21 protein-coding genes are annotated in these 19,988 nt (G+C 68.5%); 14 read left to right on the top strand and 7 right to left on the bottom strand.

The genetic code is table 11. The features are described from left to right. Nucleotides 1-2 precede the first annotated feature (2 nt). Entirely contained in the window at nt 3-1,127 is a 1,125-nt protein-coding gene (locus tag EV647_RS09605; protein WP_166680263.1) for a geranylgeranyl reductase family protein, read from the top strand. Here EV647_RS09605 and EV647_RS43365 read toward each other — a convergent pair. Then, nucleotides 1,071-1,916: a GbsR/MarR family transcriptional regulator gene (locus EV647_RS43365; protein WP_255517899.1), complete on the bottom strand. Its 846-nt coding sequence runs from the start codon at nt 1,914-1,916 to the stop codon at nt 1,071-1,073. The two genes, EV647_RS09605 and EV647_RS43365, sit on opposite strands and share 57 nt — an antisense overlap. A 161-nt stretch (nt 1,917-2,077) precedes the next feature. On the opposite strand from EV647_RS43365, the gene EV647_RS09595 reads away from it, so the two are divergent. The 5 genes from EV647_RS09595 to EV647_RS09575 all read left to right on the top strand — a co-directional run bounded on the left by EV647_RS09595 (nt 2,078) and on the right by EV647_RS09575 (nt 6,270). Further along, the gene (locus EV647_RS09595; protein WP_134001093.1) at nt 2,078-2,944 is read left to right on the top strand and encodes an ABC transporter ATP-binding protein; all 867 of its coding nucleotides are present in this window, start codon (nt 2,078-2,080) and stop codon (nt 2,942-2,944) included. Further along, nucleotides 2,941-3,801 (top strand): ABC transporter permease, encoded by an 861-nt coding sequence (locus EV647_RS09590; RefSeq protein WP_238177117.1) that lies wholly within the window; start codon nt 2,941-2,943, stop codon nt 3,799-3,801. Before EV647_RS09595 ends, EV647_RS09590 begins: the two co-directional genes overlap by 4 nt. A gap of 7 nt (nt 3,802-3,808) precedes the next feature. After that, nucleotides 3,809-4,813, top strand: a complete 1,005-nt coding sequence (locus EV647_RS09585) for a zinc-dependent alcohol dehydrogenase family protein (protein ID WP_238177116.1) — start codon at nt 3,809-3,811, stop codon at nt 4,811-4,813. 233 nt (nt 4,814-5,046) lie between these two features. Further along, nucleotides 5,047-5,337 (top strand): hypothetical protein, encoded by a 291-nt coding sequence (locus EV647_RS41930; RefSeq protein ID WP_238177115.1) that lies wholly within the window; start codon nt 5,047-5,049, stop codon nt 5,335-5,337. Nucleotides 5,338-5,454: 117 nt separating this feature from the next. Continuing rightward, nucleotides 5,455-6,270 carry a MerR family transcriptional regulator gene (locus EV647_RS09575; RefSeq protein WP_134001089.1) on the top strand — a complete coding sequence of 272 codons (816 nt, stop codon included), beginning with the start codon at nt 5,455-5,457 and terminating at the stop codon, nt 6,268-6,270. Here the strand turns inward: EV647_RS09575 and EV647_RS09570 are convergent. Next, nucleotides 6,254-7,765: an alpha-N-arabinofuranosidase gene (locus tag EV647_RS09570; RefSeq protein ID WP_134001087.1), complete on the bottom strand. Its 1,512-nt coding sequence runs from the start codon at nt 7,763-7,765 to the stop codon at nt 6,254-6,256. The genes EV647_RS09575 and EV647_RS09570 overlap by 17 nt on opposite strands. Nucleotides 7,766-7,796: 31 nt before the next feature. On the opposite strand from EV647_RS09570, the gene EV647_RS09565 reads away from it, so the two are divergent. Beyond that, complete coding sequence (locus tag EV647_RS09565; protein ID WP_166680261.1) at nt 7,797-8,819, top strand: LacI family DNA-binding transcriptional regulator; 1,023 nt, start codon at nt 7,797-7,799, stop codon at nt 8,817-8,819. A gap of 102 nt (nt 8,820-8,921) precedes the next feature. Further along, the gene (locus EV647_RS09560) at nt 8,922-9,485 is read left to right on the top strand and encodes a hypothetical protein (RefSeq protein WP_134001083.1); all 564 of its coding nucleotides are present in this window, start codon (nt 8,922-8,924) and stop codon (nt 9,483-9,485) included. Nucleotides 9,486-9,495: 10 nt separating this feature from the next. Here the strand turns inward: EV647_RS09560 and EV647_RS09555 are convergent, their stop codons facing one another. After that, complete coding sequence (locus EV647_RS09555; protein WP_134001081.1) at nt 9,496-9,999, bottom strand: BON domain-containing protein; 504 nt, start codon at nt 9,997-9,999, stop codon at nt 9,496-9,498. Between the two features lie 60 nt (nt 10,000-10,059). Continuing rightward, nucleotides 10,060-11,037 carry an aldo/keto reductase gene (locus EV647_RS09550; protein WP_134001079.1) on the bottom strand — a complete coding sequence of 326 codons (978 nt, stop codon included), beginning with the start codon at nt 11,035-11,037 and terminating at the stop codon, nt 10,060-10,062. Nucleotides 11,038-11,194: 157 nt separating this feature from the next. Between EV647_RS09550 and EV647_RS09545 the strand changes: the two genes are divergently transcribed. From EV647_RS09545 to EV647_RS09535, 3 genes are read left to right on the top strand one after another with little or no spacing between them, the layout of a single operon-like run. Then, complete coding sequence (locus tag EV647_RS09545; protein WP_134001077.1) at nt 11,195-12,781, top strand: discoidin domain-containing protein; 1,587 nt, start codon at nt 11,195-11,197, stop codon at nt 12,779-12,781. Continuing rightward, nucleotides 12,781-13,983 (top strand): MFS transporter, encoded by a 1,203-nt coding sequence (locus tag EV647_RS09540; RefSeq protein WP_134001075.1) that lies wholly within the window; start codon nt 12,781-12,783, stop codon nt 13,981-13,983. Before EV647_RS09545 ends, EV647_RS09540 begins: the two co-directional genes overlap by 1 nt. Further along, nucleotides 13,980-14,960: a PD40 domain-containing protein gene (locus tag EV647_RS09535; protein WP_134001073.1), complete on the top strand. Its 981-nt coding sequence runs from the start codon at nt 13,980-13,982 to the stop codon at nt 14,958-14,960. The genes EV647_RS09540 and EV647_RS09535 overlap by 4 nt, the downstream gene beginning before the upstream one ends. Here EV647_RS09535 and EV647_RS09530 read toward each other — a convergent pair. Both EV647_RS09530 and EV647_RS09525 read right to left on the bottom strand, forming a co-directional pair. Continuing rightward, the gene (locus EV647_RS09530) at nt 14,949-15,458 is read right to left on the bottom strand and encodes an SRPBCC domain-containing protein (protein ID WP_134001071.1); all 510 of its coding nucleotides are present in this window, start codon (nt 15,456-15,458) and stop codon (nt 14,949-14,951) included. The two genes, EV647_RS09535 and EV647_RS09530, sit on opposite strands and share 12 nt — an antisense overlap. Next, nucleotides 15,455-16,021, bottom strand: coding sequence for a TetR/AcrR family transcriptional regulator (locus EV647_RS09525; RefSeq protein WP_134001069.1), 567 nt, complete (start codon nt 16,019-16,021; stop codon nt 15,455-15,457). Before EV647_RS09525 ends, EV647_RS09530 begins: the two co-directional genes overlap by 4 nt. Before the next feature lie 117 nt (nt 16,022-16,138). On the opposite strand from EV647_RS09525, the gene EV647_RS09520 reads away from it, so the two are divergent. Genes EV647_RS09520 through EV647_RS09510 form a run of 3 tightly spaced genes read left to right on the top strand, consistent with a single transcriptional unit; the run spans nt 16,139 to nt 19,045 of the window. After that, complete coding sequence (locus EV647_RS09520) at nt 16,139-17,338, top strand: MFS transporter (RefSeq protein WP_134001067.1); 1,200 nt, start codon at nt 16,139-16,141, stop codon at nt 17,336-17,338. Nucleotides 17,339-17,357: 19 nt separating this feature from the next. After that, on the top strand, nt 17,358-17,825 hold the full coding sequence (locus tag EV647_RS09515) for a MarR family winged helix-turn-helix transcriptional regulator (protein WP_134001065.1): 468 nt from the start codon (nt 17,358-17,360) through the stop codon (nt 17,823-17,825). Continuing rightward, entirely contained in the window at nt 17,822-19,045 is a 1,224-nt protein-coding gene (locus tag EV647_RS09510; RefSeq protein WP_134001063.1) for an MFS transporter, read from the top strand. The genes EV647_RS09515 and EV647_RS09510 overlap by 4 nt, the downstream gene beginning before the upstream one ends. On the opposite strand, the gene EV647_RS09505 is transcribed toward EV647_RS09510, so the two are convergent. Continuing rightward, nucleotides 19,029-19,985, bottom strand: a complete 957-nt coding sequence (locus tag EV647_RS09505; RefSeq protein ID WP_134001061.1) for a formylglycine-generating enzyme family protein — start codon at nt 19,983-19,985, stop codon at nt 19,029-19,031. The genes EV647_RS09510 and EV647_RS09505 overlap by 17 nt on opposite strands. Between the last annotated feature and the right edge of the window lie 3 nt (nt 19,986-19,988).

Here is a 19,988-nt window from a genome sequence, read left to right as displayed (position 1 = left end):
CTGTGGCCGGGGAGGCGCGTGTGTGGGATGTGATTGTTGTTGGAGCTGGGCCGGCGGGAGCGGCGGCTGCGATTGGTGCGTTGGCGGCGGATCCGAGTCTGTCGGTGTTGTTGCTCGACCGGCACGAGTTCCCGCGGGACAAGGCGTGTGGTGACGGGATCGCCCCGCACGTACTCGATCTGCTGGCCGGCGTCGGCGTCACGGGGATCCTCGACGACTGGACGCCGGTACGGCGGTTCGTGCTCAACCGCGGTGACGTTGGCGTGGACCGGCAGATGTCCCGGCCGACCTGGGTGGTCCCGCGGACGGTCTTCGACCAACGCCTGGTCGAGGCCGCGCGGACGGCCGGCGCGCAGTTCGTCCGCCGACGGGTCCGCGGCCTCGAGATCCGGAACCGATCCGTCATCGTGGACGAGGACCTGGACGCGCGCTTCGTGGTCGGTGCCGACGGTGCGCATTCCGTCGTACGGCGGGAACTCGGCCTGAGACCTGGTCCGGTCGCGCTGGCGATCCGTGGCTACGCGCCCACTCCGGCTGCACGCGCGGCGAGTCAGGTGATCGCGTACGGGCCTGGTCGGCAACCGTCGTACGCCTGGTCCTTCGACCGTGGCGACGGGTGGTCGAATGTCGGGTACGGCGAACTGCTGGCCGGCACCCGCCCGACGCGGACCGAGCTGCTGAACCATCTCGAGGCGCTGCTTCCGGGGGCAACCGAAGGCGGGGAGTCGTGGTGGGGTCATCACCTGCCGCTCGCCGGCTGGTCGTGGCGGCCGCGCGGCGGGCCGGTGCTGCTTGCCGGGGACGCGGCCGGTCTGATCAACCCGATGACCGGCGAAGGTATCTACTACGCGGTCGCGACCGGTCTGTTGGCGGGCCGGGCGATCGCCGACGCGCTGCGGGCGGGGACCTCGGACGCCGGTACGCCGTACCGCCGCCGCACGACTCGCCTGCTCGCCAGGCATCTTCGCGACACCGCGCTCGTCGCCCAGTTGAGCCGATCGGAGCGGATCCTCGACGGCGGCATTCGTGCGGCCGCTGCCGATCAGCAGGTGTTCGACGACCTCGTCGAGCTAGGCCTCGCGGACGGTGGCCTGACGCGGCGTCTCCTCCGCACTCTCTTGCGCTGAAGCCTTGATCGCGTAGTCGGCTGCATCGGTGACGCGTTCGACCGGCCAACCGAGCCGGGCGGCGAGCTCCGCAGCGCGGTCCGGTTCCCACAGAACCGCTAGCACTGCTAGGCAGTCCTGGAAGCCCGCGCCGCCGGACATGTCTTCACTGAGCCGCTCGAAGAACTCCGCCATCTGTGTGAGTCGCTCGCCTGCGGGGGTATCCCGCCCGACGAGCTTGACGCCCTCGGCTGCGGTCGCCGCCCAGTTGTGGTTGGTGCGCGCGCTCACCTCCCACGCCTTGAGCCACACGTCCTCGGCGATCACATAGTGCTGCAGCCGGCGTACTGGGTCGGGCTCGCGGTGCACCATCCCGACCCGCTCGAGATAGCCGATCGCCTTCGAGATCGACGCCGGGCTGACCCGCAGCGCTCGGACGAGGTCGGCAGCCGTCAGCGTCCGGGAGTCGGACGTATAGAGCAGTGCTAGCACCCGCGAGGCCATCCGCGGCAGCCCGCCGTCCACCATCATCGCGGCGAACCGCTCGACGTACGCCCGCCTCGGCTCGATCGCCTGCGAGTCTCCACGCCCGTCCGTGGGCGCGGGGCGGCGTCGCCGAGCGCGGGACGCGGTGGCGTAGTGGGCGTGGTCGGCGCGGTACCCGGCTGCGCCGCCGTTGCGTGCGACCTCCCGGCTGATCGTCGACGTCGGCCGCTCCAGTTGCCGCGCGATCTCGGCGTACCCGAGCCCGTCCGCCAGGCCGGCCGCGATGTCGAGCCGGTCCTGGTGACTCAGCCTGCCTCCGGGCATCGGCGACCTCCAACATCCGCGCATTCACCGTCAGGTCATTGCAACGAATTGCGTTCTCTCGCAATCCCATTGCACAGAATGCCATGTTTTGCAGGGTTTCACGAGCTTGCAACCCAGGCTGACGATTGCCGATTCGATGAACGCAACGTAGGTTCCACGGCATGGTTCTGACAGTGGACGGCCTGCGGATGCGGTACGGCGATCGCGAGGTCCTGCACGACGTGACGTTCGACGCGCGCCCCGGCGAAGTGCTAGCACTGCTAGGTCCGAACGGCGCCGGGAAGAGTACGACGATCGAGATCCTCGAAGGCTTCCGGCTCCGGTCGGCCGGCCACGTCGAGGTGCTCGGGGTGGACCCGGCCGCGGGTGACGAGCGTTGGCGGTCGCGGATCGGCATCGTGCTGCAGTCCTGGCGCGACCACGGCAACTGGCGCGTCGGAGAGCTCCTCCATCACCTGGGCTCGTACTACACGCCGTACCGACGCGCCTGGCCGGCCGGCGAGCTTCTCGACGCCGTCGGCCTCACTCCGTATGCCGGGCAGAAGATCAAGACCCTCTCCGGCGGCCAGCGCCGGCGGCTCGATGTCGCGATCGGGATCGTTGGCCGCCCCGACGTACTGTTCCTGGACGAGCCCACGACCGGGTTCGATCCCGAGGCGCGGTCGGAGTTCCACGAGCTGGTGCGCGGGCTCGCGGCCGAGCAGGGTACGACGATACTGCTGACCACCCACGACCTCGACGAGGCGAGCAAACTCGCGCATCGCATCCTCGTCCTCGCCGCGGGCCGCATCATCGCCGCCGGCAGTACGGCGCAGCTCACCGAGCTGATCGCGGGGGAGGACGAGGTGCGCTGGTCCGTCGACAGACAACCGTTCCGGAAGGCGACCGCGGACTCCACAGCGTTCGTCCGCGAGCTCTTCGCGACGTACGGCGACGCGGTCCGCGAACTCGAGGTACGCCGGGCGTCGCTCGAAGACACCTACCTCACCCTGGTCCGGGACCAAGCATCAGAACGAGAGCCGGCATGAGAACGGGAGCAGGCATGGAATCGGCGGCGAGCGTGAAGACCGGCTGGCGGCGGGGGCTGATCGAGTTGCGGCAGTCCTTCACCAACGGTCCCGAACTCTTCAGCCACTTCCTCTGGCCCGTGCTGATGCTGGCTGCGCTCTTCTTCCTCCGGCATCGCGACTTCGGCTCCACCGGCCTCCTGCTCGGCGCACTCGCCCTGCCGAGCATTCTCGGGATGAACGCCGCGATGGGCATGGTCAGCATGAGCCAGCAGCTCACCGCCGATCGCGAGGACGGCACGCTGCTGCGCGCCAAGGCGATTCCGAACGGCATGGTCAGCTACCTCATCGGCAAAGTCGTGTCGGTCGCGGGCGGGCTGCTGGCAGATCTCGCGATTCTCCTGATCCCGGGGCTGTTTCTCGTCGAAGGACTCGCGCTCGGATCCGCGCACTGGTTCACGCTGGTCTGGGTGCTGCTGCTCGGCCTGGTCGCGACGTTGCCGATCGGCGCGATCCTCGGCTCGGTCTTCACCACCGCGCGTTCCCAAGGCCTGATCCAGTTGCCGATGCTCGCGCTGATCGCGGTCTCCGGCATCTTCTACCCGATCACCGCATTGCCCGGATGGCTCGAGTGGATCGGCCAGCTCACGCCTGTCTATTGGATGGGCCTCGGCATGCGGTCCGCGCTTCTCCCCGGCGAAGCGGTCGTGGTCGAGGTCGGCGAGTCCTGGCGCCACCTGGAGACGGCAGCAGTCCTCGGGATCTGGGCCGTCGCCGGATTGCTGCTCGCGCCCGTCGTACTGCGGCGAATGGCTCGCCGAGAGTCCGGCTCCAAGGTCGCCGAGCGTCGCGAACGCGCTCTGCAACGAGTCGCATGATGGAGCCATGGAGCAGATGCAGGCGTGGGCAGTCGGTCAACCAGGACCCGTCGACAGCGGCTCGCTGCAGCGCGTACGTCGTACCGTGCCAGAAGCCGTCGCCGGCGAAGTACTCGTACAGGTTGAGGCGTGCGGGGTCTGCCGGACCGACCTGCATCTGACCGAGGGCGACCTGGCACCGAAGCGCCCGGGGGTCGTCCCCGGGCACCAGGCCGTGGGGCAGGTGGTCGATCGCGGTACGGCGGCCGGGCGGTTCGCGATCGGGGACCGTGTCGGGATCGCTTGGCTGCGCGGCACCTGTGGCGTGTGCGAGTTCTGCCGGCAAGGATCCGAGAACCTCTGCCCGCGCTCGACGTACACGGGCTGGGACGCCGACGGCGGATTCGCGGAGTACGCCGTGGTGCCGGAGGACTACGCCTACGCGTTGCCGGCGGATCGTCCCGCGGCGGAGCTCGCGCCGTGGCTGTGTGCCGGGATCATCGGCTACCGCTCCCTGCTCCGCGCGAACCTGCCGCCCGGTGGCCGGCTCGGTATCTACGGCTTCGGGTCGAGCGCCCACCTCACCGCGCAGCTTGCTCTGGCTCAGGGCGCCGAGCTGTTCGTGGTGACCCGTGGCGAGCGGAACCAAGCCCTTGCACGTGAACTGGGCGCTGCGTTCGTCGGGGAGCGGCCGCCGGTGCCGCTGGACTCGGCGATCGTGTTCGCTCCGGCCGGCGACGTGGTCCCGGCCGCGCTCGAATCGCTCAAGCCCGGTGGAACTGTGGCGGTCGCCGGTATCTACCTGTCCGACGTGCCGGTGCTGAACTATGAACGGCACCTCTTCCACGAGCGCGATCTCCGCAGCGTCACCTCCAACACCCGCCGCGACGGTGAGGAGTTGTTCCGCCTGGTCGCCCGGCTTCCGGTTGCCGCGCACACGACGATCGTCCCGTTCGACGCGGTCGACCGCGCGCTCTCCGACGTCGCGCACGGCCGCGCGAGCGGGTCCCTCGTCGCGGTCCTCGACAACTGACCGATACCGCCCGAGCAGCGGTAGAAGTGGCTGAACCGATGCGGCCCGGGCGGCGTTGGAAGGGGTGAACCGGAGCGTTAGAAGTGGGTGAAGATTCCAGCACCGGGCGGTTCCCAACTTCAGCGCTGACTGCTAGCTGCGTTAGATTTGATCAAATCTTGCCGGGCTGCCAGGGAGCTGAGGGTGCGTATGTGGGCTCTGACCCGCCAACAATGGTCGGTCCTGGCTGACGCATGCCCCCAGACCCGAGCGGACGGCCGGTGCTGAGCAAGGTCCTCGGCGCGGTGGGTGCAGTCCTGCTGATCGTCGGGGTGGTGCTCGCCGTCCGGCCGGTCCATGCCGCCGGGGATGGCTGCGGCTCGGTCTTCCAGCCTGACAAAGGCATCACGCCGATGCAGTGCGACGCCCGGCTGAGCAGCCGCGGCATCCTGGTCACCGGCTTCGGCGCCGGCGGAGTCGCCCTCGTCGTCACCGCCCTCACCGTCGCCGCAGTCCGCGACCGCCGTACCCGCGTCTCTCCCTGAACACCCCACCTTGGGCACCCATCAACCGTTCTGCGCGGCCCGAAGTGGTTGGTGGGGGCTCAAAGTAGTGTTGTTGCGGCTTGACCTTGACACTGTGTCAAGCCGGAAGGTGGGTGGATGTTCACCATCGGAGACTTCGCGGCGTTCGGGCAGGTGTCGGCGCGGATGCTGCGGCACTACGACGCGCTCGGGCTGCTCCGCCCGGCCGTCGTCGACGCGGCAACCGGCTACCGGTTCTACTCGGCCGACCAGTTCAGCCGGCTGAACCGGATCATCGCGCTGAAGGACCTCGGCTTCAGCCTGCAGCAGGTCGGCGAGATCGTCGACGCCAAGCTGTCGGCCGAGGAACTGCGCGGCATGCTGCGACTGCGGCAGGCCCAGCTCGAGGACGAGTTGGCCCGCAGCGCGGCCCGGCTGACGAGCGTCGAGGCGAGGCTCCGACTCATCGAGAGGGAAGGTCACATGCCCACCGACGACGTCGTCCTGAAACACATCGCCCCGACCCGGGTCGCCGAACTGTCCGCGATCTCGCCGAGCTACGACGGTGCGGACATCGGCCCGGTGCTGCAGCCCCTGTTCGGGCAGCTCTTCGAACGTCTCGGAGCGGCCGGTGTGAACCCGTGCGGTTCGCCGGTCGCGTACTACGAGGACGCCGAGAACGAGACGATCCGCGTCCACGCCGCCGTACCCGTCGAAACAGGTACGACGGCGGACGTCGACATCACCGAACTCCCCGGGCTCGACGCCGCCACCATCGTCCACCAGGGCGACATGATGGAGGCCGACCGCAGCATGCAGACGCTGGCCCGGTGGATCGAGGACAACGGCTACCGCAGCCAGGGGTATGCCCGGGAGGTCACGCTCCAGTTCGACATGGAGAACCCGGCGAACTGGGTGCACGAGTTCCAGATCGCGATCACAAAACCAAACTGACAGTCGCAAACGAATGCGGCGGGAGCGTCACCCGCAGCCCGCGCGGCTCCGGTTCCAGCTTCAGCGGGACCGGAGCCACCGCATCCGGATCCGCGACCGTGTTGTACGCCTGCGGTTTCGATGCCGTAAGCAACCGTCCGGAAGCCTCGCTGGGCGATCCGCCGCGGAGATCCAGTACGACGTCCAGCGCCGCGGCCGGATCGAGGTTGCTGACCGACACCAGTGCCTGCCCGTTCTTCACCGAGGCGGACGCCGACACCAGGTCCATCGCCTTGCCGTCGAGATCGTAGGTCGTCGGTTCGATCACGTGCACAGGCAGGGACTGCGCGTCGTGATGCCCCTTGTTCATCTCGAAGACGTGGTACGTCGGCGTACGGACGAGCCCGCCTTCCTCGTCGGTGAGCAGCATCGCCTGCAGTACGTTGACCGTCTGCGCGATGTTCGCCATCACGAGCCGCTCCGCGTGCCGGTGGAACACGTCGAAGTGCAGGCTCGCGACCAGCGCGTCCCGCATCGCGTTCTGCTGGTACAGGAACCCGGGGTTCGTGCCCGGCTCCACATCCCACCACGTGCCCCACTCGTCCAGCACGAGACCGATCTTGCGCTCCGGGTCGTAGGCGTCCATGAGTGCCGAGTGCGCACGGATGACCCGCTCGATGTCCTGTGCCTTCGACAACGTCCGGTAGTAGTCGTCCATGCTGAACTCGGTCGCGCTGCCCTTGTTCTCCCAGGTCCCCGCGACCGTGTAGTAGTGGAACGAGATCGCCTGGTAGATGTTCTTCGGGTCGCGCCCGCAGCCCAGGCAGCTGATCGACTTCAGCAACGCCTCGGTCCAGTTGAGGTCGTCGTCCGAGGCGCCTGCCGCGATCCGGTACAGCTTGTTGTCGCCGTGGTCCTTGAGGAACGTGGCGTACTGCCGCGCCAGGTCGGCGTACGCCTCGGCCCGCAGGTTCCCGCCACAACCCCAGGCCTCGTTGCCGATGCCCCAGAACGGGATCTTCCACGGCTCGTCGCGCCCGTTGGCCTTGCGCTGCCGCACCATCGGGCTGTCGCCGTCGCGGGTCAGGTACTCGACCCACTCGCTCATCTCCCGCACGGTCCCGCTGCCCACGTTCCCGTTCACGTACGGCGCGGCGCCCAGCAGCTCGCACAACGCCATGAACTCGTGGGTGCCGAAGTGGTTGTTCTCCTCGACGTTGCCCCAGTGCGTGTTCACCATCGACGGCCGGTCCGCCTTCGGCCCGATGCCGTCCTTCCAGTGGTACTCGTCCGCGAAACAGCCGCCGGGCCAGCGCAGGTTCGGGATGTCCAGCGCCCGCAGCGCCTCGACCACGTCCAGCCGGATCCCGCCTTCGTTCGGGATCGGTGAGTCCTCACCGACGTAGAAACCGCCGTAGATGCACCGCCCGAGGTGCTCGGCGAAGTGGCCGTACAGGTGCCGGCTGATGGTCGGTCCCGGTACGTCGAGATCGATCGCGACGCGTGCTTCAGGCATTGAGCCCTCCTGTGTCTTTACAGTGGTCCGCATGGGGAAGCCATCGAGTGTCGTGACGATGGCCGACGTCGCCCGGTTCGCCGGGGTGTCGACGATGACGGTGTCGAACGTGATCAACGGCCGGCCGCGGGTCGGTCCGGAGACCCGCGACCGGGTGCTGGCGGCGATCGGTGAGCTCGGGTACCAGGTGAACCTGGCCGCCCGGCACCTGCGCGCGGGGCGCACCGGCGTGGTCGGTCTCGCCGTGCCCGAACTGGAGCGCCCGTACTTCGGCCAGCTCGCCGCCCGCCTCGCCGACCGGTTCGAGGCGCACGGCCTGCGGATCGTCACCGAACGCACCGGCGCCAGCCGCGAGGGCGAACTGGACGCGGTCGCGTTCTCGCGGCTGCGGATGTACGACGGGTTGATCCTCAGTGTGGTCGACATCGACCCGGCCGAACTGAGCCAGCTCCGCACCGACGCGCCGGTGGTGATGATCGGGGAGCGGGCGCAGCCGTCGCGCTTCGACCACGTGATGATGGACAACGTCGACGGCGCCCGCCAGGCCACCGCGCACCTGCTCGCCACCGGGGCGCGCCGGGTCGCGATGCTCGGTGGCGATCCGGGCGGCTCCGCGACCATGCCCGCGCTCCGGGCGGAGGGCTACGCGCTCGCGCACACCGAAGCCGGCGTACCGGTCGACCCGGAGCTGAACGTGCGCTCCTCGTTCGGCCTGCAGGACGGGTACGACGGGATCCAGGCGCTGCGCGATCGCGGGATCGCGTTCGACGCCGTGTTCGCGCTGACCGACGTACTGGCGATGGGCGCGTTGCGCGGGCTCGCCGACGCCGGGGTTCGCGTGCCCGACGACGTACAGGTGGTCGGGTTCGACGACATCGACGAGGCGGCGTACCTGGTGCCGTCGCTGTCCACGGTCAACCCCGGGCACGAGGAGATGGCCGACGCGATCACCGCCTTGATGACGGCGCAGCTCGGCAGTCCGGGCGGCGACCCGCAGGAACTCGTCGTCCCCGCGCAGCTCGTCCTCCGCGGCACGACCAAACCGCTCGCCTGATGTCTGCTGTCGTCGCACGGCAGCAGGTATATCGATAAACAGTCGGTGGCACAAGGGCTGTGGTACCAAAGTCGCGTGGGCGCACAACGAGGAACTCTCCCGATGACGACCACCCGGCGGCGCTCACCGGTCCGGATCGCGCTCGTCACGCTGGTCGTTGTGGCGGCGCTCTTCCTGGCCTTCCGGGTCGCCGTCTTCTGGTCGTTGGAGGCCTATTTCGGCAGCGGGTTCGACCACCGGCGGTTCGACAAGCTGGAGACGGCGTTCGATCACACGCGGTTCAGCAAGGCCGAGGCGCGAATGCGAGAGTTGGTGGCCGCCCACCCGCAGGCCGAGCGGATCGTGTGGACCCATGCGTGGATCTGCGTGCGCGACCCCGGACGAGCTGAGGTCTGCAAGCGGACGACCCCGGGCGATCAGGCGACGTACCTAGCTCTGCCGAGCGCCGGCAGGATCGTGCATCAGGCGAAGGACCAAGACCGCACGTTCTTCTGCTTCTACGGGGAAGACCCGCCGCGCTACACGATCATGCACGCTCCCGACGGCACGGACGTGGAGGAGTTCGCGGACGACCGCGGGTTCCGGAGCACCCGGGCGCTGGAGCCGGGGTGGACGATTCTCGGGCCGATCCCCGACCTCGACCGTGAAACCGCGCAGTGGCACTAGGCGATACCCACTAGCTCTTCGAGCGTGCGGTGCCCTGCAGGGTCGGTACGTCGCCCGGCTCCTCGTGCACGTTCCACTGCTCGTGGACGCCCTTCACACCCGGGATCCGCTTGACGGCTCGCCGCGCCGCCTTCTCCTCGGCGGCGAGCACGTCACCGGTGAGCGTCACGATGCCGCCGTCGACCCGCACCTGGAGCGCATGCGGATGGCTGACGTGCCGCCCCAACTCGGCGCGCACCCGATCGTGCAGTACGGCGTCGTCCGCCGACCGGCCGGTGACGCGGTACCGCATTCCCATCACCAGTCCCCGGCCGTGGTTGGCGGCGTCCTGGGACATCCCACTCAGTCCACTGGCCATCCGGCGTCGCGAGCGGGACGACTTGTCGCGCATCCGCGCGCGCCGTGCTCGACCCTGGTCCGGGTCGAGCAGGTACTCGGCGAGCATCCCGGCGCCGACTCCGACGATGGTCAGGGCCGCGCCGGTGATCATGGGCCTGCCGTGTTTCACTCGCATCGGCCGTCATCCTCTCGAGGTTCGCTTACTCCCCGGAGTACCCATTCGGCCGGAGGCGATTCACGCGGCCAGTAGCGTCGCGATCTGCTTCAGCTGATCGTCCGTCAGGGGGCCGAACTCCATCGCGCGCGCGTTCTCCTCGGCCTGCGCGACAGTCCTGAAACCAGGGATCGGCACGGTCCGTGGGCTCCGCGCCCACAGCCAACCCAGGGCGCCCTGCGCGAGGGTCCGCCCATCGCTCTGCAGTACGTCGCGGATCGCGGACACCTTCTCCCACCATTCCGGTGCCGGTACGCCGCCCACGTCGAAGTACCGCAGCCAGGCCGGCGGCATGGTGCGGATGTCCGCGCCGGTCGCCGGCTTGTTCGCGTCCCGGCGGCCGAGGATGCCCATGCCGAGCGGGGTCCGGTTGATGCTCGCCAGGTTCTCGCGCTCGCACAGCGCGAAGAACTCAGGCGCGTCGTGCAGAACGCTCGCCTCGTGCTGAACCGCTGTGCAGTGCTCGCCCTGCGCGAAGAGTTCCGCGCTGTGCACGGTGTCGGTGCTCCACGCGTAGCTGCGGATCAGCCCCTCGCGGACCAGTTCCTCGCAGGCCTCGCGCAGCGGCAACGCGATCTCGTCGGTGGTGTCGAAGTGCAGCTGATAGAGATCCAGGTAGTCGGTCCCGAGCCGCTCGAGCGACGCCCGTACGGCCTTGTGGACGTACTCCGGGGTCGCGTCCTGGTGGTGCATGATCCGGGTCGACTCGTCGAAGGTGTTGCCCCACTTGGTGGCGATCACCACCTGGTCGCGGATCCCGGCGAGCGCCCGGCCCAGTACGCGTTCGCTGTGGCCGGCGCCGTACACGTCCGCGGTGTCGAAGAAGGTCACGCCGAGCTCGACCGCCCGGCGGATCGCCCGCACCGATTCCTCGTCGTCGACCACGCCCCAGCCCAGCGGTTCGCCGGCCGGGTTGCTGAACGGCCCCCCGATCGCCCAGCACCCGAATCCGACCGGGCTGACCTCGATACCTGCTCTTCCCAACGTGCGCATATCCATGCCCTTGAGCCAACCAGCCCCGCCAGTGATCCGTCCAATGAATCTTTTGTGCAGAGTTGATGCATACCACGCATATAACAAAACTGAGGCCTTTACCTACCATTAGCTGTTAGGTAACCTTCCTAACAATTCTGCTCCGCGCCCCCGGAGGTATCTCATGAGACTGCGCCTGCTCGCGTTGGTGCTACCCGTCGGTCTGCTCGCCGCGCTCGGCGGGTCCGCCGCCAACGCTCGGACGAACGCCGACACCCTGCTGTCGCAGGGCAAGCCGGTGATTGCCTCGAGCATCGAGGACGACACCCTGACCGCAGGCAAGGCGGTCGACGGCAGTACGTCGACCCGCTGGGCCAGCAGCGAAGGCGTCGATCCGCAATGGATCCGCGTGGACCTCGGCCAGGCGGCCACCGTCGGCCGGGTCAAACTGAACTGGGAGGCCGCGTACGCGAAGGGGTACCGGATCGAGGTCTCCGACGACGGCACCACCTTCAGCACGATCAAGACGGTTGCGGACGGCAACGGTGCGACCGACGATCTCACCGGTCTGCAGGGCCACGGGCGGTACGTCCGGGTCGTCGGCACGCAGCGCGGCACGTCGTACGGCTATTCGCTGTGGGAGCTCGAGGTCTACGGGACGACCGACTCGTCCGGCGACACCCAGGCGCCGACGGTCCCGGCCGGCCTGAAGAGTACGGGCGCCACGGCAACGTCCGTCACCCTCAGTTGGACTGCTTCGACCGACAACATCGGTGTCAGTGGGTACGACGTACTGCGTGACGGTAATGCGGTCGCGACAACGGCGAGCACGCAGTACAACGACACCGGGCTGACCGCGAACACGACGTACAAGTACTCCGTGCGCGCCCGCGACCTGGCCGGAAACGTGTCGGCCGCGAGCGAGCCGATCACGGTGACGACAGCGACCGGCGGGACCGGCGGGTTCGTGCTCGCGGCGGCCGGCGACATCGCGGACCGCTGTACGGCGTCCGACTCGGACTGCATCCACCCGAAGACCGCCAAGCTGGTGGAGGCGATGAACCCCGCCGCGGTGATCACGATGGGCGACAACCAGTACGACGACGCGCACCTGTCGGACTTCCAGAACTACTACGCGAAGACGTGGGGGAAGTTCAAGAGCATCACCCACCCGATCCCGGGCAACCACGAGACGTACGACGACACCCCCTTCAAGGGTTACCGCGACTACTTCGGCTCGATCGCGACGCCCCAGGGCAAGAACTACTACAGCTGGAACCAGGGCAACTGGCACTTCATCGCGCTCGACTCGAACGATTTCGTGAAGGAAGAAGGGCTTCGCGAGCCGGCGCAGCTCACCTGGCTGAAGCAGGATCTCGCGAGCAACACCAAGGGCTGTATCGCGGCGTACTATCACCACCCGCGGTTCAGCTCCGGCGACCACGGCGACAACCCGGATGCCGATGCGCTGTGGCAGACGCTGGTGTCGGCGAGGACCGACCTGGTGCTGAACGGGCACGACCACCACTACGAGCGGTTCCTGCCGCAGAACGCCGACGGTGACAAGGACGCGAGCGGCCCGGTCCAGATCATCGGCGGGATGGGCGGAGCGCCCCTGTACCCGGTGCACGCCGCGCATCCGGCGACGGCGAAGATCATCTCGGACTTCGGCGTGCTGAAGCTGTCGATGACCGACAGCACGTTCGCCACGCAGCTGATCGGGCTCGACGGCAAGGTCCTGGACAGCAGCCCGATGTACAGCTGCCACTGATGTACCTCGCATCCGTCGGCCCGCTCCGGACACCATTGCGTCGTGTTCCTGGGAATGTCGTTGCGCTAGGCATCGTCAGCCTGGTGACCGACGTCTCGGCCGAGATGGTGACCGCGATCCTGCCGTTGTACCTGGTCTTCGGGCTCGGGCTGAATCCCCTGCAGTTCGGCCTGCTCGACGGCCTGTACGCCGGAGCGACCGCCGTACTGCGGTTGGTCGGTGGACATGTGGCCGACCGCTGGCGACGGCTGAAGACCGTCGCCGGCGTCGGCTACGCGCTCTCCGCGATCTCGAAGGTGGGCTTCCTGGCCGCCGGTTCCACAGTGCCGGCGATCGGCGCGGTCCTCGCCATCGACCGCGCCGGCAAGGGCCTTCGGACCGCGCCACGCGACGCCCTTATCTCGCTGAGCAGCGATCCTTCGACGATGGGCCGCTCCTTCGGCGTCCACCGGGCTCTCGACACGATCGGCGCCTTCCTCGGGCCACTGGTTGCAAGTCTCGTCCTGTGGGCGAGCCTGAATGACTACAACTCGGTCTTCGTCACCAGCTTCGCGCTGGCCACCTGCGGCGTCATCCTGCTGACGGCCTTCGTCCGCGACCAGCCCCCGCCACCGACCCCTACCTCGCGCGGGCTTCCGATGCTGAGTTTGCTGCGTGAAGCGAAGTTCCGCCGGTGCTGTGTCTGGGCGGCGGCGCTCGGCCTCTTCACGATCACCGACTCCTTCGTCTACCTCGCCGTACAGCGTCGTTGGGACATCAGCACCAGCCTGTTCCCGCTGCTCCCGTTGGGGACTGCAGGCACGTTCCTCCTACTCGCGATCCCGCTCGGCCGGCTCGGCGACCGCGTCGGACGCTGGAAGGTCTTCCTCGGCGGGCACCTCGCGCTGATCGTCGCGCTTGTGATTGTCTGCGGACCGGTCGGTACCTGGTGGCTGGTCCTCGCTCTCCACGGTGCCTTCTATGCCGCCACTGACGGCGTCCTCCCGGCCGCTGTCGGTCCGCTCCTGCCCGAAAACCTCCGCGCCAGCGGTCTCGCCGTACTGCAAACCGGGCAGGCGCTCGCCCGCATGGCCGCAGCCGTCACCGTCGGCCTGCTGTGGACTCTCTGGGACCTTCGCCCGGCGCTCCTCGCGTTCACGCTAGCGCTGCTAGCGGTCACGATCGCCGCCGCCATCTTCAGACCCTTGGAGGTACGCCGATGAGACGCCGTGTGGTTGTCGCCGCGATCGGTGTCCTCGCACTCGTCGGGGGCGCGATCACGTACGTCGCGCACGCCCGCGACGGTGGCGCGGCCGAGAACGCCGTACCGGTTGTCACGGGGCAGCCGATGCGGTTCGACGGCAAGACGCTGTTCTTCCGCAACCTCGCCGAAGGACCGGACGCCGGCAAGCTGACCGCCGTACCCGTGGCCGATCCAGGTGCTGCCCGGCGCGTGGGGGAGTTGCGTTGCGACCGCTTCGCCGCGGCGCACGGTACGGCGATCTGCCTGCGGCTGAAGGCCGGCTCGCTTCCCGCGATGACCGATCTGATCGTGCTGGACGCGAGCCTCCGCGAACGCCATCGCGAGACGCTGCCCGGTACGCCGAGCCGCGCCCGCGTGTCGCCGGACGGGCGGTTCGTGAACTGGACTCTGTTCGTCACCGGTGACTCGTACGCCGCCACCGGCTTCTCGACCCGCACCGGGCTGTACGAGGTCGACACCGGTCGGCTGGTGAAGACGATCGAGGAGCTCGCGGTGTTCGTCGACGGGAAGCGGTACTTCGCCTCGGACGTGAACTACTGGGGTATCACGTTCGCTGCCGACGGCAACCGTTTCTACGTGACGATGGCGAGCAAGGGGACGACGTACCTGATCGAGGCCGACTACCGTCCGTACCGAGGCACCGCGATCGCCGAGAACGTCGAGTGCCCTTCCCTGTCACCAGACGGCCGCCGAATCGCCTTCAAACAAAAGGTGTCCAACGGTGTCTGGCGCCTCGCGGTCCTGGACCTCGCCACCCGCCGCATCACCCATCCACCCGACGCCCGCCCCATCGACGACCAGCCCGTCTGGCAGGGCAACGACACCCTCCTCTACCCGCTCCGGAACTCCGGCAACACGCTCGACCTCTGGTCCGTTGGCCTCACCACGCCGGCCAAGCTCCTCGTCCCTCAAGCCACCTCACCGTCATTTACCTAGGGCCCGGGCTGCGAGGGCTTGGTTCATTGCTTCGAACTGGGGCTTGATGGTCTTGTTGAGCCACGAGCGGGTGAAGGGGACGGCGGCGCCGGTGAACTTCTCCTCCTGGACGAGGTGCGTGCGGCCGTCCGGCAGGGCGGTGAGGCGGAACGAGTGCTCGCCGTCGAAGAGGGCGCCGGGCGGAACCTTGCCGATCCAGCGCAGCTCCTGGTTCGGCGTGACGGCGAGCAGTTTGGGCGTGAACTTCGTTTCGCTGCCCTTGGTGTCGCGCAGCACGTTGGTGATGGTGCCGCCGACCGTCAGTTCGCCGGTCGATGAGGTGATGAACGGATTCCAGTCCGGGTAGGCCTGGCGGTCCGTGAGAACCTTCCAGACCTGCTCGGGGGACGCGTCGATGTCGAGCTCGGTGTGCAGGACGAACGGGCGGGCGACCGTGTAGACGGTCCAACCGGCGACCACGACGAGAACGGTGCCGAGGGCAATGAGGAACTTCTTCATGACTGCTCCGGTCCGAGGGTGCTGAGCACCAGCGCCCTCACGTAGGCGGGATCGATCGGCTCACCGGTGATGAGGAGCCGGTAGTACAGGGGACCGACGAGCTGGTCGACGACGACCCGCGGATCGGCGTGACCGGGCAGGAGCCCGTCGGTTTGTGCTTGCCCGATCACCGCGGTGACGGCTGCGTGCCGTTCCGCCCAGAGCGCGCGGACGCTCTCGCCGACGCGCGGCTCGCGGGCTGCTGCGGCGGTCAGGTCGGCGACCAGTGTGGTCGGGAGCGCCTCCAGGGTCGCGGCGATTCCGGTGACGAGCTCGGTGAGGTCGTGCCGCGGGTCATCGCTCGGATCGAACGGTACGCCGCCGCGCAGCCTGGCGATCATCGCCATCACCAGCTCGGCCTTGCTCGGCCAGCGGCGGTAGATCGTGGTCTTCGCGACCCCGGCTCGCTCGGCGACCCGGTCGACCGACATCGCGTCGTACCCCCGGGCGCGCATCTCGGCCATCGCGGCGTCGAGCACCCGCCCCTCGACACCGGCGTCCCGCGGCCGTCCTCGTGGCACCATCGGCATCCCCTTTTCGCTACTGCGGTATCGGAAGAACCGTAACACGATTTACGCGACTGGAGTAGCGAAAAGGAATGCTGACATGGATTGTCAGTGTTTGGTGTCACGGTTGACCAAGTGACCTCACGACTTCGGCTGCTGTTGCCCGCAGCCTTCATTACGTCCCTCGGCAACAACATCCAGCTCCTCGGCGCCGCGCTGCTGCTGGTCCGCGCGCAGGGCTCGATGCTCGACGTCGGCTGGCTCTTCATTGCTGTCGCCGTACCGCAGGCCGTCCTCTCGCCGTACTTCGGTCGCCTCGCGGACCGCTTCGACCGGCGCCGCCTGTGGGTCATCTGCGACGTCGTCAGTGCGGCGGTCGCGCTCGTTCTCCCGGTCGGACTGGCGCTCGGGGTGTCCCAGCAGCCGCTCGTCTACGCGACCAACTTCGCGCTGGCGGTCATTGCCGCCCAGTTCACGCCGGCCAGTGCCGCACTGATCCGCGAGCGAGTCGCCACCGCGCAGCTGCGTCGCTTCAACGCGCGCTACGAGATCGCCCTCCAGTGCGGCATGCTCCTGTCCGCGGCCGTCGGTGGAATCGCGCTCCAGTACTTCGGTCCGAAGCCGCTCTTCACCTTCAACGCGCTGACGTTCGCGTTGTCCGCCGTACTGGTGTTCGCGGTCGGAACGAGCCGCCGGCCAACCGAGTTGCTTGGGGAAACAACCCAGGCTGCACGCCCCACTGCCGCAAGGGTCCTCCCGCTCGGGCCGCTGGCCTTGCTCTTCGGTCAAGGTCTCGTGGTCGTGACGGTCTTCAACGCCTTGCTTCCGGTGCTGCTGATCGGAGAATGGCATCGCGGTCCAGCTGTCCTCGGTGTGGTCGACGCGCTGGGCGGAGCCGGGTTCCTGCTCGCCGCGGCCGTCTACCGTCGATCCGCGGCCCGCCTCGGTGACCTGAAGCTCGCAGTCGGCGGATTCTTGATCTGTACGACGTTGTTCGCGCTGCAACCGCTGTTCGGCGTACCCGTGCTGATGGTGCTGGTGCTGCTGGGCGCCTTCCTGTTCGGGCAGGCGCGGATCGCGACGCGGTCGTTGCTGATGACGTCGGTGGACGCGTCGCGGGTCGGGCACGCGTTCGGCCTGGCCAACGGGTACGGACTCGCCGCGACCATCGTCGTCATGCTGATCGCTTCGGTCGTCACCGGTCACTCCGACACGCGCTACGGCTTCGCGACCGTCGCCGTGATCAGCCTCCTCGCCGCCGGTCTCGCCGCTGCGTGGATCTCAACCATTTCGCGTCGGGCCGCGCATCAACCAGATGTAACAGTGCTTATATAAGTGCTGTTATGATCGCCGCATGGAGGATCCCACTGAGCAGAGTTTGTGGCGGCCGTTGCACGAGTTGCTGGCGCGGCTCGATGCCGAGATCGGGCAGATCTACCTCGATCGGGACATCAAGGGGCTGAAGCCGACGTACGTGCGGGAACTGCTCCAGCTACATCTCAAAGGGCCGATGACGATCACCGAGCTGGCCGACGCGATCGGGCGGACGCACTCGGCGCTCAGCCAGAAGGTGGCCGCGATGCGCGCCGCCGGCCTGGTCCGGACCGTGCCGGGCGCGGATGCGCGGAGCAAGCAGGTCACGCTCACCGCGAAGTCCAAGAAGCTCGTTGAGTTGCTCGCTGCCGAGTGGCGGGCGACCGAGGCCGCGATCGCCGAGCTCGAGGCCGAGCTGCCGTACCCGATGACCCAGGTCGTCCGCGACGTCGAGGAAGCACTGGCCCGGAAGAGCTTCCACGACCGGATCGCGGAGAAGCTGCAGTGAAGCACGCGTTCATCGACCTCGGGCCGCTGAAGGTCCTGACGTACCGGCGGTTGTGGATCGGGCAGGTGCTGTCGGGGTTCGGCGGACAGCTGACCTTCGTCGCGGTGATGTTCCAGGTCTGGGACCAGACCGCGAGTCCGGCCTGGACCGGCGCGGTCGGACTGGCGCAGGCGTTGCCGCTGATCGTGCTCGGCCTGTTCGCGGGCACCCTCGTCGACCGGCTCGAACGGCGCAAGATCTACCTGGTCACCACGATCGGGCAGTTGCTGACCGCAACCGTCATGGCCAGCCAGTTGGTGATCGGCCGGTTCCCGGTGGGGGTGCTGCTGGCGCTGGTCGCCGTACAGTCGGCGTTCGGCGCGACCGCCGGACCGGTCGCGCGGACCGTGCTACCGCAGCTGCTGTCGCGTGATCAGTTGGCTGCCGGGATCGCGCTCAATCGGATCGGGTTCCAAGGTGCGATGCTGCTCGGGCCGGCGCTCGGTGGCGTGATCGTCGGCACCTGGGGCGTCGGCGTCTGCTACCTCGTCGACGCGGTGAGTTTCCTCGCCGCGCTGTACGGCGTACTCGGGCTGCCGCGGATGAAGATCGAGGCCGTCGCGAAGCCGGGGCTGCGCGGGGTCTGGGACGGGTTGACGTTCGTGGTGGCGACGCCTGTGATCCGGGGTGCGTTGATCACCGACCTGGCCGCGACCGTGCTGTCGATGCCGATCAGCTTGTTCCCGGTGATCAATGCGGAGCGGTTCGGCAACAACCCGCGAACGCTCGGGTTGTTCCTGACCGCGATCGCTGTCGGCGGGGTCGCCGCGTCGTTGTTCTCCGGGTCGTTCACCAGGTTGCCGCGGCACGGGCTGGTGATGTTGTGCGGCTCCGCCGGGTGGGGGATCGCCCTGCTGCTGTTCGCGTTCTCGCCGGCCGCGTGGCTGGCGTTGGTGTGCCTCGCGTTCGCCGGTGCGGCGGATACCGTCGCGGTCGTCTCCCGCAGCACGATCGTCCAGTTGCACACGCCGCCCGAGCTGCTCGGTCGGGTCAGTGCTGCCGAGCAGATCGTTGGTCAGGCCGGTCCCGATCTCGGCAACCTCCGCGGCGGCGTGGTCGCGCAGCTCACCTCACCGGTGACCTCGCTCGCCTCCGGGGCGTTGCTGTGTGTCGCAGCCGTCGCCGCGGTCGCAGCCAGTACGCCGGGGTTGCGGCAGCCTGCGGTCACTCAGGACGCGTGAGACCGACCGTACGGAAGCCGGCGTTGCCCATCGAGGACTCAGGCGTGTTCGACGAGCGGGCGGCGTTGCGGTAGCGGTTGCAGTACGAGTCATGGCACAGGTACGAGCCGCCGCGCATCACCCGGGCTGCGCCGAGCGACGGTCCGGGCGGGTTCTCGGCGGGGGAGAACTTGTAGTAGCGCGGGCCGAACCAGTCCGCACACCACTCCCACACATTGCCGACCATCTGCCACAGCCCGTAGCCGTTCGGCTGGAAGGTGCGGACCGGCGCAGTGGTCAGGTAGCCGTCCTCCTCGGTGTTCGTCCGCGGGAACTCGCCCTGCCAGATGTTGCACCGCCACTCGCCGTCGGTCTCGTTGTCGATCAATTCGTCGCCCCACGGGTAGCGCGCGCCCTCGAGACCTCCGCGGGCGGCGTACTCCCACTCGGCCTCGGTCGGCAGCCGTCGCCCCGCCCACTTGCTGTAGGCGGCCGCGTCGTTCCAGCTGACGTGGACGACGGGATGATCGTCGAGCCCACCGAGATCGGACCGCGAGCCGCCCGGATGCCGCCAGTCGGCGCCCCGGACGCCGACCCACCACGGGGTCCCGGACGCCGGACCCATCACCTCGTCCGGTTCGGCGGCCACGACGAGATGGAATACCGCGGAGTACCCGAAGGTCTCGGCCTCGGTCCGGTAGCCGGTCGCATCGGCGAAGCGGGCGAAGTCGGCGTTCGTCACGCTGGTCGCGTCGATGCTGAACGGCGCCAGCTCGACCTGATGCACCGGCGTCTCGCCGTCGGCGGCGTTCTCGTCCCCGTTGCTGTTACCCATCGCGAACGAGCCACCACTGAGCACAACCTGCTCGACCCCATGCTCCCCGCGTACGTCCGGGACCGGCGGAGGTGCCGCCACCGCAGCACGCGCCGGCGCACAACAGGACGGACGGTCATCGCTCATGCG

Source organism: Kribbella sp. VKM Ac-2566 (assembly GCF_004366005.1).
Lineage (GTDB): Bacteria > Actinomycetota > Actinomycetes > Propionibacteriales > Kribbellaceae > Kribbella > Kribbella pratensis.
The sequence above is the reverse complement of the archived record's forward strand: the minus strand, read 5'-3'. Positions and strand labels throughout refer to the sequence as shown.

Bases quoted from the DNA above. Each gene is read 5' to 3' on its own strand.
- EV647_RS43365 (WP_255517899.1), bottom strand. From the start codon at position 1,916: ATGCCCGGAGGCAGGCTGAGTCACCAGGACCGGCTCGACATCGCGGCC.
- EV647_RS09595 (WP_134001093.1), top strand. From the start codon at position 2,078: ATGGTTCTGACAGTGGACGGCCTGCGGATGCGGTACGGCGATCGCGAG.
- EV647_RS09590 (WP_238177117.1), top strand. From the start codon at position 2,941: ATGAGAACGGGAGCAGGCATGGAATCGGCGGCGAGCGTGAAGACCGGC.
- EV647_RS09585 (WP_238177116.1), top strand. From the start codon at position 3,809: ATGGAGCAGATGCAGGCGTGGGCAGTCGGTCAACCAGGACCCGTCGAC.
- EV647_RS41930 (WP_238177115.1), top strand. From the start codon at position 5,047: ATGCCCCCAGACCCGAGCGGACGGCCGGTGCTGAGCAAGGTCCTCGGC.
- EV647_RS09575 (WP_134001089.1), top strand. From the start codon at position 5,455: ATGTTCACCATCGGAGACTTCGCGGCGTTCGGGCAGGTGTCGGCGCGG.
- EV647_RS09570 (WP_134001087.1), bottom strand. From the start codon at position 7,765: ATGCCTGAAGCACGCGTCGCGATCGATCTCGACGTACCGGGACCGACC.
- EV647_RS09565 (WP_166680261.1), top strand. From the start codon at position 7,797: ATGGGGAAGCCATCGAGTGTCGTGACGATGGCCGACGTCGCCCGGTTC.
- EV647_RS09560 (WP_134001083.1), top strand. From the start codon at position 8,922: ATGACGACCACCCGGCGGCGCTCACCGGTCCGGATCGCGCTCGTCACG.
- EV647_RS09555 (WP_134001081.1), bottom strand. From the start codon at position 9,999: ATGCGAGTGAAACACGGCAGGCCCATGATCACCGGCGCGGCCCTGACC.
- EV647_RS09550 (WP_134001079.1), bottom strand. From the start codon at position 11,037: ATGGATATGCGCACGTTGGGAAGAGCAGGTATCGAGGTCAGCCCGGTC.
- EV647_RS09545 (WP_134001077.1), top strand. From the start codon at position 11,195: ATGAGACTGCGCCTGCTCGCGTTGGTGCTACCCGTCGGTCTGCTCGCC.
- EV647_RS09540 (WP_134001075.1), top strand. From the start codon at position 12,781: ATGTACCTCGCATCCGTCGGCCCGCTCCGGACACCATTGCGTCGTGTT.
- EV647_RS09535 (WP_134001073.1), top strand. From the start codon at position 13,980: ATGAGACGCCGTGTGGTTGTCGCCGCGATCGGTGTCCTCGCACTCGTC.
- EV647_RS09530 (WP_134001071.1), bottom strand. From the start codon at position 15,458: ATGAAGAAGTTCCTCATTGCCCTCGGCACCGTTCTCGTCGTGGTCGCC.
- EV647_RS09525 (WP_134001069.1), bottom strand. From the start codon at position 16,021: ATGGTGCCACGAGGACGGCCGCGGGACGCCGGTGTCGAGGGGCGGGTG.
- EV647_RS09515 (WP_134001065.1), top strand. From the start codon at position 17,358: ATGGAGGATCCCACTGAGCAGAGTTTGTGGCGGCCGTTGCACGAGTTG.
- EV647_RS09505 (WP_134001061.1), bottom strand. From the start codon at position 19,985: ATGAGCGATGACCGTCCGTCCTGTTGTGCGCCGGCGCGTGCTGCGGTG.